Annotated in this window: 13 protein-coding genes; 5 read left to right on the top strand and 8 right to left on the bottom strand. The window is 74.1% G+C overall.

The window, feature by feature from the left end; translation table 11 throughout:
* Nucleotides 1-58: 58 nt before the first annotated feature.
* A complete protein-coding gene (locus LO763_RS05540; protein ID WP_230600968.1) occupies nucleotides 59-640 on the bottom strand; it encodes a TetR/AcrR family transcriptional regulator in 582 nt (193 codons plus the stop codon).
* Between the two features lie 117 nt (nucleotides 641-757).
* On the opposite strand from LO763_RS05540, the gene LO763_RS05535 reads away from it, so the two are divergent.
* Both LO763_RS05535 and LO763_RS05530 read left to right on the top strand, forming a co-directional pair.
* On the top strand, nucleotides 758-1,405 hold the full coding sequence (locus tag LO763_RS05535; protein ID WP_230600967.1) for a hypothetical protein: 648 nt from the start codon (nucleotides 758-760) through the stop codon (nucleotides 1,403-1,405).
* A 21-nt stretch (nucleotides 1,406-1,426) separates the two neighbouring features.
* On the top strand, nucleotides 1,427-2,380 hold the full coding sequence (locus LO763_RS05530; RefSeq protein WP_230600965.1) for a CPBP family intramembrane glutamic endopeptidase: 954 nt from the start codon (nucleotides 1,427-1,429) through the stop codon (nucleotides 2,378-2,380).
* 13 nt (nucleotides 2,381-2,393) lie between these two features.
* Here LO763_RS05530 and LO763_RS05525 read toward each other — a convergent pair whose 3' ends face one another.
* Complete coding sequence (locus LO763_RS05525) at nucleotides 2,394-3,644, bottom strand: wax ester/triacylglycerol synthase domain-containing protein (protein ID WP_230600963.1); 1,251 nt, start codon at nucleotides 3,642-3,644, stop codon at nucleotides 2,394-2,396.
* A gap of 40 nt (nucleotides 3,645-3,684) precedes the next feature.
* A complete protein-coding gene (locus LO763_RS05520; RefSeq protein WP_230600962.1) occupies nucleotides 3,685-4,608 on the bottom strand; it encodes an EamA family transporter in 924 nt (307 codons plus the stop codon).
* Nucleotides 4,609-4,679: 71 nt separating this feature from the next.
* Between LO763_RS05520 and LO763_RS05515 the strand changes: the two genes are divergently transcribed.
* Nucleotides 4,680-5,585: a LysR family transcriptional regulator gene (locus tag LO763_RS05515; protein WP_230600961.1), complete on the top strand. Its 906-nt coding sequence runs from the start codon at nucleotides 4,680-4,682 to the stop codon at nucleotides 5,583-5,585.
* Between the two features lie 68 nt (nucleotides 5,586-5,653).
* On the opposite strand, the gene LO763_RS05510 is transcribed toward LO763_RS05515, so the two are convergent.
* The 3 genes from LO763_RS05510 to LO763_RS05500 form a co-directional block, all read right to left on the bottom strand.
* A complete protein-coding gene (locus LO763_RS05510) occupies nucleotides 5,654-6,307 on the bottom strand; it encodes an NADPH-dependent F420 reductase (RefSeq protein WP_230600960.1) in 654 nt (217 codons plus the stop codon).
* Nucleotides 6,307-7,362, bottom strand: a complete 1,056-nt coding sequence (locus LO763_RS05505) for an LLM class flavin-dependent oxidoreductase (RefSeq protein WP_230600959.1) — start codon at nucleotides 7,360-7,362, stop codon at nucleotides 6,307-6,309. The genes LO763_RS05510 and LO763_RS05505 overlap by 1 nt, the downstream gene beginning before the upstream one ends.
* A gap of 119 nt (nucleotides 7,363-7,481) precedes the next feature.
* Nucleotides 7,482-7,949, bottom strand: a complete 468-nt coding sequence (locus tag LO763_RS05500; RefSeq protein WP_230600958.1) for a carboxymuconolactone decarboxylase family protein — start codon at nucleotides 7,947-7,949, stop codon at nucleotides 7,482-7,484.
* 112 nt (nucleotides 7,950-8,061) lie between these two features.
* Here LO763_RS05500 and LO763_RS05495 point away from each other — a divergent pair, with 112 nt between their 5' ends.
* Together LO763_RS05495 and LO763_RS05490 are read left to right on the top strand one after the other, a co-directional pair.
* Nucleotides 8,062-9,384 (top strand): bifunctional pirin family protein/GNAT family N-acetyltransferase, encoded by a 1,323-nt coding sequence (locus LO763_RS05495; protein ID WP_230600957.1) that lies wholly within the window; start codon nucleotides 8,062-8,064, stop codon nucleotides 9,382-9,384.
* Between the two features lie 209 nt (nucleotides 9,385-9,593).
* The gene (locus LO763_RS05490; RefSeq protein ID WP_230600956.1) at nucleotides 9,594-10,055 is read left to right on the top strand and encodes a MarR family winged helix-turn-helix transcriptional regulator; all 462 of its coding nucleotides are present in this window, start codon (nucleotides 9,594-9,596) and stop codon (nucleotides 10,053-10,055) included.
* A 12-nt stretch (nucleotides 10,056-10,067) separates the two neighbouring features.
* On the opposite strand, the gene LO763_RS05485 is transcribed toward LO763_RS05490, so the two are convergent.
* Together LO763_RS05485 and LO763_RS05480 are read right to left on the bottom strand one after the other, a co-directional pair.
* Nucleotides 10,068-10,769, bottom strand: a complete 702-nt coding sequence (locus LO763_RS05485; protein ID WP_230600955.1) for a FadR/GntR family transcriptional regulator — start codon at nucleotides 10,767-10,769, stop codon at nucleotides 10,068-10,070.
* A gap of 98 nt (nucleotides 10,770-10,867) precedes the next feature.
* Nucleotides 10,868-12,463, bottom strand: coding sequence for an SLC13 family permease (locus LO763_RS05480; protein WP_230600954.1), 1,596 nt, complete (start codon nucleotides 12,461-12,463; stop codon nucleotides 10,868-10,870).
* Nucleotides 12,464-12,601 lie beyond the last annotated feature (138 nt).

The following is a 12,601-nucleotide window of genomic DNA, read 5'->3' as shown; positions in this document are numbered from 1 at the left end:
GCCGTAAGCGTGGTAGGGCCTGCCTCACCTGCGCCGCCCGGAGGGCGGGCGGCGCGGGTCAGCCGGTGCCGAGGACGTGGTCGACGGCCATGTAGAGGGTCTCGGTCTCGGCCTTCAGGAGGGACCCGTCGGCGGGGAGCGCGCGCTCCACGGAGAGTCCGTTGAGGACGGTGAGCAGGAACCGCACCTTCGGGGCGTAGTCCCCCTGGGGGAGCGCGCCCTCGGCGGCGAGCGCGCTGAGCCAGTACTCGACGCGGCGGGCGGCCTCCCGCTCGTGGGCGAGGTACGCTGCGCGCACCTGCTCGGTCGGGTCGGGGGCGATGAAGGTCCGGTACGCCTGCTCCCACGCCTTGCGCGCCGCTTCGCCGACGCCGGCGGGCGCGAGCACCTGCCGCAGGCAGCTCACGAGCCGGTCGCGGGCGGGGAGCGACCGGTCCCGGATCGGGTCGTCGGGGAAGGTGTGCTCGTAGATCCGCGCCAGCAGGGTGTCCTGGAGCGCCCGCTGGGTGGGGAAGTGGAACCGGAGCGAGCCGGTGCTCACCCCGGCGCGCGCCGCGACCGCCCTGACGCTCAGTGTCGCCGTCATGTCCTCGGCGATCATCGCGGCCGCCGCCTCGAGGATCTTCTCCCGCGACCCCATGCCCGTTCCCCCGTCCGTGTCCGCCCCTTCCCCTCCATCGTACTAGCACGGTGTGCTAGCATCACGGCTAACACAGTGTATTAGTGATCTGGCGGCGAACCGAAGGCGTTGGAGCGGATGGCGGGGACGCACTGGCCGGCGCGAAGGCGGCTCAAACCGGGAGACGGGCGCGCGCTCCAGCGTTTCCGCTGGTGGCAACTGCCGCTCCGGTCGCTGTTCTGGCTCCGCCCGACCGGCGGCGGCCCCCGTGGCGCCGCCTACGCGGTGGACGTGCGCCACTGGGCGCAGCTCGACGACGCCAAGGTCCGGGCGCACCTGTTCGTGAACGGCAGGCACGCGGCCGAGTCGAAGCTGCCCGCGGCGTTCCCCGTCGAGGGCGGCACCGTCGAGGTGGCGATGAGCGCCTACGGGATCAAGCGCTGCCACTACGTCCCCGCCGCCGGGCCGGCCCGCCGGCTCGCCCCGGACCCCGCCTCGGCCGAGGGGCGCCGCGCCCGCCTGGAGGCGGCGCATCCGGGCCTGAGCCGCGGGATCGGGGCCGCCTCGGTCCTGATGCTCGTGGTCGGCCTGGGCCTGAACCTGCTCCAGCTCGCCGAACCGATCTCGCAGATCCCCCCGATCGCCGAACGCGTCGGCACTTTCACCTCCCCCGTCCGACTGCCGCTGTGGCTGAACATCGCCCTCGCCGCTGGGGCCGCGCTGGCGAGCATGGAGCGCGCGCTCCGCCTGCGCTACACGCCCCTGCTCGACCTCGCCGGCAACTGACCGAACCAGGAGAAGGAACACATGGCGACCACCACCCCACGGCCCTGGCTGCTCGACCCCGGCGCGCCGCGCCGCGCGCCCGCGGTGCCCGGCGGCGTCGAGTACCACCGCGTCCTCGCCGGCGACCGGCGCCGCATCGGGCGCGGCCTGCTCGCGATCGCGCTCCTGCTGGCCGGGTTCGTCCTCTTCCCCGCCGCGGTCGGCCTGGCGCTCGCGCCCCTCGACACGCGGCTGGGCCACACGCCCCCGAGCCTCGGCGGCACCGACTACACGCCCCTCCACCACGCGGGCTCCATGCTCGCCCTCGGCCTGCTCGTCCCGTGGAGCATGCTCATCCAGCGGTGGCTCTACGGCGTCCCCGGCGCCTCCCTGCACTCGGTGGCCTCCCGCTTCCGGTTCGACGTGCTCGGCAAGGCGCTCATCGCGTTCGGCCCCGCCTGGCTGCTCGTCAACGCGATCGGGTTCCTCGCGCCGAGCACCGAGGCGGCCTGGTCCCGCCTCGACCTCATCGGCGTCTTCGTCGGCACCCTCCTGCTCACGCCCCTCCAGACGGCGGGGGAGGAGTACGGCGTGCGCGGGCTGCTCTTCCGCGTCGTCGGCGGCTGGGCCCGCAGCCCCCGGGCCGGGCTGATCGCCGGGGTGCTCGTCTCGAGCGCGCTGTTCACCGCCGCGCACGGGTCCACCGACCTCTACATCAACGCCTGGTACTTCGTGCTCTGGACGTGCCTGGCGGTCCTCACCTGGCGCACCGGCGGCCTGGAGACCGCGGTCGCGCTCCACGCCGTCCTCAACACGGTCGCCCTCCTCGGCGCCCCGCTGCTGCGCATCGACCTCGGCGCCGAACTCGCCGACCGGTCCTCCGGCGCCGGCTCGGCGGCCCAGCTCGTCCCCGCCGCCGCCGTCGTGGTCATCACCGCGATCGTCTGGTGGTCCACCCGCAGGACCGGGCCCGCGCTCACGCCGTCCGACCGGTGACGCCGCGCCCGGCTCAGCCCCAGGACTCCACGGCCGCCCGCCACCGGTCGCGCAGCCCGTCGAGGCCCGGCATGGCCGGGTCGGTCGTGAAGCACACCGCGGCCGTGCCCCGGTAGGTCAGCATCAACGCTGCCGCCGGGACGCCGAGCGGCGCCCACATCACCGGCGCGACGCGGACGACCGGCGCGCCCTGGAAGCCGAGGCGTCGCCGCAGCGGCAGGTTGGACGCGAGCGTCGCCGAGCGGGCGGGCCGCGACACGGCCTTGAGCATCCCGGTCATCACGGCGGCCGGCGTCAGCGCCGTGACGCGCCGCACGGCCTCGCGCACGCCCGCCGACTTCAGCGCGCCGGTCGCGCCCGGTGCGCGACCGAGGCGCCCGGCGGCGCCGCGCTCCCCGCCGGGCAGCGCGACGGAGGCGAGGACGACCCGGTTGCCGGGCGCGGCCTCCTCTCCCGGTCGGCGCAGGTTCACCGGGACCAGGAACGGCACGCGCGGCGGGGCCGCCGCCGGCGCCAGCGCGTGGGCGAGCGCGGCGAGGAAGGCGTCGTTCACGGAGGCGCCGTGGCGGCGGGCGGCGCCGCGGAGCAGGTCGACCGGCACCTCGCACCAGCGGTGCTCCCGCTCGGCGGAGAACCCCGCGGGAAGGGACGCCCAGCTCCCGGCCCGCAGGGCCCCGCCCAGGAGCGCGCCCGCGCCGGTGGCGAAGTCCCGCAGCGACGCCCGCGCCGGTGCGGCGAATCCCGGGTACACCGCCGAGGAGGGCGCGTCCGCGTCGTCGGCGAACAGCGCCTCCAGCGTGTGGAGCATCCCGCCGCCGTCCTGGAGCGCGTGGTGGACCCGGTAGAGCAGCGCGAAGCCGTCCCCCGTGCGGCCGTGCAGCAGATGGAGCCGCCAGGCGGGACCGCCCTCGGGCAGGGGCGAGCCGATGAGCTCGCCCACCGCCGCCTCGAGCGGCGCCGGGCCCGGCTCGAGCCGCCGCTCGACCACGTGCGCCTCCAGGTCGAGGCCCGCCTCGACGCGCCACCGCGACCCGGCCGGGACGCTCCGCAGCGCCGGGACCCGCGGCAGCCGCGCCACGACGTGGGCGGCGAGCCGCTCCAGGCTCGGCGGCGGCCCCTCGCAGTGCAGGACCGCGCCGATGTGCGGCCGCGTGGCCGCCGAAGCCACCGGCGCCGACAGCAGCGCCCGGTCCATCGCCCCCCGCGGCGCCGTGGTCCGCGCACCCGTTCCGAGGACGCCGGTGGGCCTTGCAGTTCCGTTCACAGCCGGATCATAAGGGCCGGCGCGCCCCGGGGGCCGGAGGTCACGGCCCGGTCCGGGCCGCGGCGATCAGCTCGGCCGAACGCGCCCGGTCGCGGTCCGAGCGCCGCCGCAGGCCCCCGAGGAGGACACCGCCGACGACCAGGACCCCGCCGAGGGCCTCGGGGGGCGTCACGGTCTCGCCCAGGACCAGCCACGCCGCGGTCATCCCGACGACCGGCACCAGCATCGAGAACGGCGCCACGACGCCCGCGGGGTGGCGCGACATGAGCCAGGTCCACAGCCCCGAGCCGAGGACGGTCCCGATCACCACGGTGTAGAGCAGGCCGACCACGGCGCCGACCGCGCCGGGCTCGCCGAAGCCGGTCAGCGCGCCGGCGATGCGCGAGGGGCCCTCCACCGCCAGCGACAGCGCCAGCATCGGCAGCGGCGGGACCACCGACATCCACAGCGTCAGGTGCAGCGGGTTCGCCGCCCGCGCCTGCCGGTTGCAGACGTTGCCGACCGCCCAGCCGAGGGCCCCGGCGAGCGTCAGCAGGAACGGGACGACGCTGGCGTGCTCGGCGCGCTGCCAGCCGACCACCGCCAGCCCGCCGACCGCGACCAGGATCCCCAGCACCTGGGGGCCGGTCACGCGTTCGCGCAGGAACGTGGCGCCCAGCAGCACGGTGAAGGGCCCGGAGGCCTGGAGCACCAGTGAGGCCAGGCCGGCGGGCATCCCCGAGGCCATGCCCCAGTACAGGAACAGGAACTGGAGGGTGCCGAAGCCGAGCCCGTACCCGATCAGCCAGCGCAGCGGCACGTCGGGCCGCTTGACCAGCAGCACCGCGGGGACGGCGATCAGGGCGAAGCGGAGCGCGACGAGGAGCATCGGGGGGAAGTGCCGCAGCGAGGCGTCGATGGCGATGAAGTTGAGTCCCCACATGAGGGCGACGGCCATCGCGAGCAGTACATGGCGAGCAGGCATGGGTCCATCATCGGCGCCGCGACTGTAAAGCACAATTGAAAAATACTTAAGGCATTATGTAGCATCGCTGCATGGACGTGCGCCACCTGGAACTGCTCCGCGAACTGGCCCTGCGCGGCAGCGTCACCGAGGTCGCCCGCGCCGCGCACCGGACCCCGTCCGCGGTCTCGCAGCAGCTCAAGGCCGCCCAGCGCGAGTTCGGGATGGCCCTGGTCGAGCCCTCGGGCCGCGGCCTGCGCCTGACCGAGGCGGGCCGCGTGCTCGCCGAGGGCGGGGCGGCGGTCGCCGCCGCGCTCGAGCAGGCCCGGGCCCGGTGGGACGCCTTCCGCGGCGAACCCTCCGGCACCGTCACCGTCGCGGCCCTCCCCAGCGCCGCGACCTTCCTGCTCGCGGCGGTGCTGCGGGAGATCGACGGCGGCGCGATCGAGCTGCGGTGCGGCGACATCGACATCGCCGAGGCCGAGTACGCCGCGCTCGCCGCCGACCACGACATCGTGATCGCGCACAGCTTCACCGGCGTGCGCCCGGCGGGGACGGACGCGCTGGCCGCCGTGCCGCTGGCGCGCGAGCCCCTCGACGTGGCGATGGCCGCGGACCACCCGCTCGCCGCCCGCGGGACCGTCCGCGCCGAGGACCTGGTCGACTGCGAGTGGATCGGCGTGCCGAAGGGCTACCCCTTCGACTCGGTGCTCGAGTCGGTCGAACGCGCGACCGGCGCCTCCTTGCGGGTGGTGCAGCGGATCCGCGACAACCGCCTGGTCGAGTCGCTGGTGGCCGGGAGCCGCCGGGTCGCCGTCCTGCCCCGCTTCACCACCCCCACCGGCGCCGGCCTCGTCCTCCGCGAGATCGCCGGCATCCCGACCCGGCGCCACATCACCGCGATCCTGCGGCCCGACCGCGCCGAGCGCCTGGCGGTCAAGCGGGTCCTGGACGCCTTCCGGCGGGTGGCCGCCGACGTCGAGCGCCGCCACCGCTGACGCGGGCGCGCCTCGGCCCGCCCGGGGACGGGCGCCGCGGCGAGCGCCTGCGCCCGGGGACGGACGTCTCAGCCCGCCCGGGCCCCGGGCGCCGCCTCCAGGAGCTCCCGGAGGCGCCCGGCGTCGACGTGGGCGCCGAAGACCGGGCTGCCCGGCTCCATGCGGACGCCCTCGGCGAGCGGACCGGCGACGACGGGGTCGAAGCCGAGACCGTCCACGAGCCGCGAGACGGCCGCCAGGTCGCCGTCCTCGTCGCCGGCGACCGCGATCGCCTTGCGGTCCGGGGCCCCCGCGGGCCGGGCCCCGTCCTCGAGGTCGTGGTAGCCCATGTGGTTGAACGCCTTGACGAAGCGCTCGACCCCGAGGAACCGCCGCACGAACTCGCTCGACGAGACGCCCGGCTCCAGGATCCGCTCGCGCGGCCCGTCCACCTCCCACCAGTGGTTCATGGCGTCCACGACGAGCGCGCCGCCGAGGCGCTCGGCGGGGAGGGACCGGTACTTGCCCAGCGGCAGCGCCAGGATCGCGATGTCGGCCTCGCCCGCGGCCTCCTCGGCGCGCACCGCGACCGCGCCGGGCGTGAGGACCTCGACGGTGAGGGCGATCTTCTCCGGGTCGCCCGACCCGGCGACGAGGACCCGGTGCCCGGCCGCGACCGCCAGCCGGGCCAGGACGGTGCCCACCTTCCCGGCGCCGAGGACGCCGACGGTCGCACCGCCCATCAGGCGCCCTTCCGCTCGGGCGCCTCGGCGAGGAGCTCGCGGACGAGCGGGATGACCTTCGCGCCGTACAGCTCGACGGCGCGCATGCGGGCGCTCGCGGCGACGGCCCCCGCCGAGGAGTAGATGAGGTCGAAGCGGCCGACGTCGAGCGCGCGGACCGACTTGGCGATCTTGCGGGCCACGGTCTCGGGCGATCCGACGTAGAGCGAGCCGTGCTCGACCTCGCGGTCGAACTCCTCGCGCTGGAGCGGCTGCCAGCCGCGCAGCCTCCCGATGCGGTCGCGGACCACCTTGTAGCCCGGGTAGAACAGCGCCTTGGCCTCGTCGTCGGTGTCGGCGACGAACCCGGGGGAGTGGAGGCCCACCGGGTAGGCGGTGGTGCCCAGCTGGTCGGTCGCGCGCCGGTACAGGTCGACGTACGGGGCGAAGCGCTCGGCCGGGCCGCCGATGACGGCGAGCATGAGCCGGAACCCGTACTTCGCGGTGCGCACCACCGACTGCGGGCTGCCGCCCACGCCGACCCACGTGGGCAGGCGCCCCGACTCGGTCTTGGGGAACACGTCCTGGTCGAGCAGGGTGGGGCGCTGGGTGCCCTTCCAGGTCACGGGCTTCTCGTCGAGGAGCTTGTGGAAGAGGTCGATCTTCTCCTCGAACAGGGCGTCGTAGTCGGCCATGTCGTAGCCGAACAGCGGGAACGACTCGGTGAAGGAGCCGCGGCCGAGGATGATCTCGGCGCGCCCGTCCGAGAGCGCGTCGACCGTGGCGAACCGCTGGAAGACCCGCACCGGGTCGTCGGAGCTGAGCACGGTCACGCCGGAGGAGAGGCGGATGCGGGAGGTCCGGGTGGCGATGCCCGCCAGGACGGTCTCGGGGGAGGAGATCGCGAACTCGGGCCGGTGGTGCTCGCCGAGCGCCACCACGTCGACGCCGGTCTCGTCGGCCAGGACCGCCTCGTCGACGGCGGCGCGGATGGCCCGGGCGTACGAGACGACCTCGCCCTGCTCGTCCCGGGGCAGGTCCCCGAAGCTGTCGATGCCGAACTCGATGCCGTTCACGGTGCTCTCCTCGATCGCCCGGCGCCCGGCCGGGAACTGGTTGACGCGTCAATCCTAAGTTCATATAGATGATGCATCAACTATATGGGCCGCCACTGCGACGGGCGACACCGTCCGGCTCACTCCGGCCGCACCGGGTGCCCGCTCATGATCGAGACCCGGTTGAACGCGTTGATGGCGATCGCCGCCCAGACGACCGCGGCGATCTGGTCCTCGGTCAGCGCGCCGCGCGCTTCCCCGTACGCCGCCTCCCGCGCGCCGGCGTCCGCCGGCTCGGTGGTCGCCTCGGCCAGCGCGAGCGCGGCCCGCTCGGCGGGGGAGAACAGCCCGGTGTCGCGCCAGGCCGCCAGGACCCCCAGCCGCCGCGCCGACTCGCCCGCCTTCAGCGCCGCCTTCGTGTGCACGTCGAGGCAGTAGGCGCAGCGGTTCATCTGCGAGACGCGCAGGTTGACCAGTTCGACCAGGACCCGGTCGAGCCCGGCCGCGGCCGCGGCGTCGCGCACCGCGCGGGAGGCCTCCCGCAGCGCCGCGAACGCCTCCGGGGTCTGCCGGTCGATGAAGATCCTCTCGGGTCCGTCGCCGTTCACGGTCGCCTCCTTCGCGTCGCCGACCGGAACCGGTCGGCGTCCGATGATCGCGGGGTTATGCTGGTGCGAATATAGATGATGTGACAACTAGTTCGGATGGCAGGTGGTCCAAGTGAGCAACGCGGAAGCGACTCCCGAAGCGGTGCGGTGCGGCTCGCCGGACCGCGCCGCGGCCGGGGTCGAAGTGCTCTCGGCGCGCGAGGTCCCCCTCGGCGGTCCGCGGGCGCTGCTGGTGCGGCGCACGATCCCGCAGCGGGCCCGGACCCTCATCGGCGCCTGGTGCTTCGCCGACCACTACGGCCCGGTCCGCGTGCCCGCCGCCGGCGGCATGGACATGCCCCCGCACCCCCACACCGGCCTCCAGACCGTCAGCTGGCTCTTCAGCGGCGAGATCGAGCACCGCGACAGCCTCGGCAGCCACGCCCTCATCCGCCCCGGCGAGATGAACCTGATGACCGGCGGCCGCGGCATCGCCCACTCCGAGGTCTCCACCCCCGGCACCGACGTCCTCCACGGCGTCCAGCTGTGGGTCGCGCTCCCCGAGGCCCACCGCGGCGCCGACCGCGACTTCCAGCACTACGTGCCCGAGCCGGTGCGGGTCGACGGGGCCGAACTCCGGGTCTTCCTCGGCTCGCTCGCCGGGGACACCGCACCGGTCCGCACCTTCACGCCGCTGCTGGGCGCCCAGATCGACCTCGAACCGCGCGCCGCCGTCACCCTCGCCGTCGACCCCGGTTTCGAGCACGGCCTGCTCGTCGACGCCGGGGACGTCCGCTTGGAGGGCACGGTGGTCCGCCCGGCCGAACTCGGCTACGCGGCCACCGGCGCGGACACCCTGACGCTGGTGAACGACGCGGACGCCCCGGCGCGGACCCTCCTGCTCGGCGGGCCGCCGTTCGAGGAGGAGATCGTCATGTGGTGGAACTTCATCGCCCGCACCCACGACGAGATCGTGCGCGCCCGCGAGGACTGGGAGGCCGCCTCCGACCGCTTCGGCGCCGTCGAGGGCTACCCCGGCCGCCGCCTCCCCGCCCCGCCCCTGCCCAACGCGGTCATCATGCCGCGGCGCAACCCGCCGGCCCGCGAACGGGCCGGGGACCCGGGCGAGCCGGTCGTGCGGCGGGTGGACGCCGAGCGCCTGTACGAGATCGCGGTCGACGGCGCGCGCGCCGGACTGACCGCCTACCGCGACCGCGGCGACCGGCGGGTCTTCTACCACACCGAGGTGGACCAGGGCTTCGCCCGCAAGGGCCTGGCCTCCACTCTGGTCGAGCAGGCGCTGCTCGACGCGCGCGCGGCCGGGAAGCGCATCGTGCCGGTCTGCCCGTACGTCGCGCGGTTCGTCAAGCGCCACCCCGAGTTCGCCGACGCGGTCGACCGGGCCACCCCCGAGCTCCTGGACTGGCTGCGAGCCGAACTCGGCCCGCGGAGCTGATCGAGCGGCCCCCGCCGGGCTCCCGGGCCCGGCGGGAGCCGCGCGCCGGTCCTCGGCGAACCCGCGCCGACCGTCCGGCTCGGCGCGGGCGGGCGCGGCGCGGTTCCGCCGCCGTGGCATCGGGAACCTCCGCGGGCGATGCGCCGATCGACGCGTCGATCACCCCGGCACTTGATAGATGACCTGTCAACCAGGGATAGCATCGGCTGGTGAACGACACCGTCCCCTGGCTGAGCGACGACGAGCAGCGCTCCTGGCGCGCCTTCGTGCGCCTCCATATGAAGCTCTCCGCCCGCATGGCCGCCGACCTCCAGGCGCACTCGGGGCTGTCCAGCGCCGACTTCGAGGTCCTCGTCGCCCTCACCGACACCGCCGAGGGCCGCGTCCGCTTCCAGGATCTCGCCAGGGAGATCGACTGGGAGCAGAGCCGCCTGTCCCACCAGATCCGCCGCATGTCCAAGCGCGACCTCGTCGCCCGCGAGGAGTGCGAGGAGGACGGCCGCGGCGCCTACGTCGCGATCACCGCGCACGGCCGCACCGCCATCGAGGCCGCCGCCCCCAGGCACGTCGCCACCGTCCGCCGCCTGGTCCTGGACCACCTCACCGCCGAGGAGTTCGCCGAACTCGGCCGCCTCTCCGCGAAGGTCGCGGCGCGCATCGACGCCGCGTGAGGCCGGCGCCGCTCAGCCGCGCTCCTGCCAGAACATGAAGACCGCGTGCAGGTGCGCGGCCATCGCGGTCCGCGCGGCGATCTCCTCGCCGTCGGTGATCGCCTCCAGGATCGCCCGGTGCGAGCGGACCGCCTCGCGGTGCGCCACGGGGAGCCCGAGGTTGTGCTCGCGGACCTCCACGAGGCCGTGGTGGAGCGAGGCCAGGATCAGGCCGAAGATCTCGTTGCCGGTGAGGCGGGTGATCGCGGCGTGGAACTCGACGTCGGCCCGCGTGTGCTCGGCGACGTCGAGCCGCTCGTCCTCCAGGCGCTCGACCAGGGCGGACAGGCGGGCGACGTCGTCCGGCTGCGCCCGCCGGGCGGCGATCCCGGCGGCGTAGGTCTCGACGAGCTCCCGGACCTCGTGGATCGAGCGGTAGTCCAGGGCGTTGCCGCTGAGGTACAGCGCCAGCGACTCCTGGACGTGGGCGGGGCCGATGGCGGTCACCGTGGAGCCGCTGCCGCCGCGGGGGGTGACGACGCCCCGCCCGATCAGGTTGCTGATCGCCTCGCGGACGACCGGTCGCGAGACGCCGAGGTCGGCGGCGAGCTCGCGTTCGTTCGGCAGCCTGTCGCCGGGCCGCAGTTCGCCTTTGCGGATGCGGTCGAGGAGGCGGCGGGCGACGTCGTCGCTCCGCCGCCCCTCGATCGGCGCGTCGGCCGCCTGGTCTGCCATGCCTACCCTTCCGTGACCGCGGGCCCACCGGGGCTCGGGGCCCGTCGACGAACTCCGGGGTGGCGGAGTCCGTCAACAGACCCTAGTCGATGGCGGCGTCAGCCGATCCCCAGCAGCCTGCCCATGCCCAGCACCCCCGCGGTGATCAGGACGGCGCCGATCACGTCGAAGACGAGCCCGGTGCGGACCATCTTGGTGATCGGCACCGCGCCGGTGGCGTACACCAGGGCGTTCTGCGGCGTCGAGATCGGCATCATGAACCCGAAGGAGGACCCGAACGTCGCCGCCAGGCCCGGCAGCAGCGGGTCGATGCCCGCGGCCATGCAGATCGGGATCACGATCGGCACCACGATGCCCACCGCGGCCAGGTTGCTGCCGATCTCGGAGATGAGGATCGCCAGGAGCACCGCGAAGAACGTCAGGAGGATCAGGTTGGCGGAGCCGAACGTCGACCCGAGCGCGCCGCCGACGCGCTCGGCGAGGCCGGTGTCGGTGAGCTGCGTGCCGAAGGCCGCCCCGCAGATGATGAACAGCAGCGTGCCCCAGTCGGTCTTGGCGGCGTCCTGCCAGGTGATCGTGTAGCTCCGCTGCTTCCAGTCCACCGGGAGCAGGAAGAGCAGGGCCGCGCCGAGGACGGCGACGACGCCTTCGTCCAGGGCGTCCGAGACGGCGGTGTAGGCGGCCGAGTCGGTGCCGACCACGAGGCCGGTGAAGCCCGGCAGCAGCCATCCGATGAGGACGAGGAAGAAGACGACGAGGGTGTTGACCTCGCCGCGGCTCATGCGCCCGGCCTGCGCGCGCCTGGCGGCCATGTCCTCGCCCAGCCCCTCCAGTCGCGTGGTCTCGGGCCGGTTGAGCTTGAGCAGGAGCAGCACGAGTGCGATGAACAGCGGGATCGCGAACGTCAGGGCGATGGCCGTCCAGTGGAAGAACGAGACCTTCGTCCCGGTCGCCTGCTCGAGGAGGTCGCGCCCGATGAGCTGGTGCGGGGCGCCGACCGGGGTGACGGCCCCGCCGATGCTGGCGCTGAAGGCGAGCATGAGGAGCAGGCCGGTGCCGATGCGCAGCCGGGTCGGGTCCTCCTGGCCGAGCTGCTTGCTGATGGCGACGATGATGCCCAGCGCCGTGGGCAGCAGCATCGCCACGGTGACCGTGTTGCTGACGAACGCCGAGAACAGGCACGTGACGACGCCGATCGCGATGATCAGCCGCGTGATGGAGTTCCCGACCCAGCGCGTGGCCAGGATCGAGAAGGCGACGCGCTGCGCGAGCCCGTGCTTGAGCAGGGCCTGCGACAGGAAGAACGCCCCGAGGTACAGCAGGACGATCGTGTTGCCGAAGGAGCTCAGGACGTCGCCCGCCGGGGCCACGCCGAGCACGATCATGAGGGCGACGCCGAGCAGCGCGGCCGCGGGGATCGGGATGGCCTCGGTGAGCCAGAAGACCACCGTCAGGGTGAACACGGCGGCCAGGGCCTGCTGGTTCCACGGCAGGTCGAGGGGGAGCAGGAGCAGGACGACGGCGGCGAGGGGGCCCGCGAACAGGCCGATCGTCTGGCGCCGGCGCTCGAACCGCGCCTCGCCCTCGGTCATGCCGGACTCGTCGATCGGCCGGTAGGCGCGGAACTGCTCCAGGCCTTCGTCGGCCCCTCGGGCTGGGGAATCGACCGGGCGGGTCGATGGCTGATCGCTCATTGAACTCTTCCTTGAGTAGACTGCACTCGTATATTGGTCATACCAACTAGCGGTTGTCAAGTCTCAAGACGCGAGTCTTCACGATTAAATCCCAGCTTCTTTGATCTGATACGATAAAATCGGTAATACCAATTTTTG

Source organism: Glycomyces amatae, assembly GCF_020991375.1.
Taxonomy (GTDB): Bacteria; Actinomycetota; Actinomycetes; order Mycobacteriales; family Micromonosporaceae; genus Glycomyces; species Glycomyces amatae.
Note: the sequence above shows the minus strand (reverse complement) of the source record. Positions and strands in the feature narration are given on the sequence as shown.

Coding starts and splice junctions, on each gene's coding strand:
- LO763_RS05515 (WP_230600961.1), top strand. CDS start 4,680: ATGGACGTGCGCCACCTGGAACTGCTCCGCGAACTGGCCCTGCGCGGC.
- LO763_RS05530 (WP_230600965.1), top strand. CDS start 1,427: ATGGCGACCACCACCCCACGGCCCTGGCTGCTCGACCCCGGCGCGCCG.
- LO763_RS05535 (WP_230600967.1), top strand. CDS start 758: ATGGCGGGGACGCACTGGCCGGCGCGAAGGCGGCTCAAACCGGGAGAC.
- LO763_RS05520 (WP_230600962.1), bottom strand. CDS start 4,608: ATGCCTGCTCGCCATGTACTGCTCGCGATGGCCGTCGCCCTCATGTGG.
- LO763_RS05480 (WP_230600954.1), bottom strand. CDS start 12,463: ATGAGCGATCAGCCATCGACCCGCCCGGTCGATTCCCCAGCCCGAGGG.
- LO763_RS05510 (WP_230600960.1), bottom strand. CDS start 6,307: ATGGGCGGTGCGACCGTCGGCGTCCTCGGCGCCGGGAAGGTGGGCACC.
- LO763_RS05540 (WP_230600968.1), bottom strand. CDS start 640: ATGGGGTCGCGGGAGAAGATCCTCGAGGCGGCGGCCGCGATGATCGCC.
- LO763_RS05485 (WP_230600955.1), bottom strand. CDS start 10,769: ATGGCAGACCAGGCGGCCGACGCGCCGATCGAGGGGCGGCGGAGCGAC.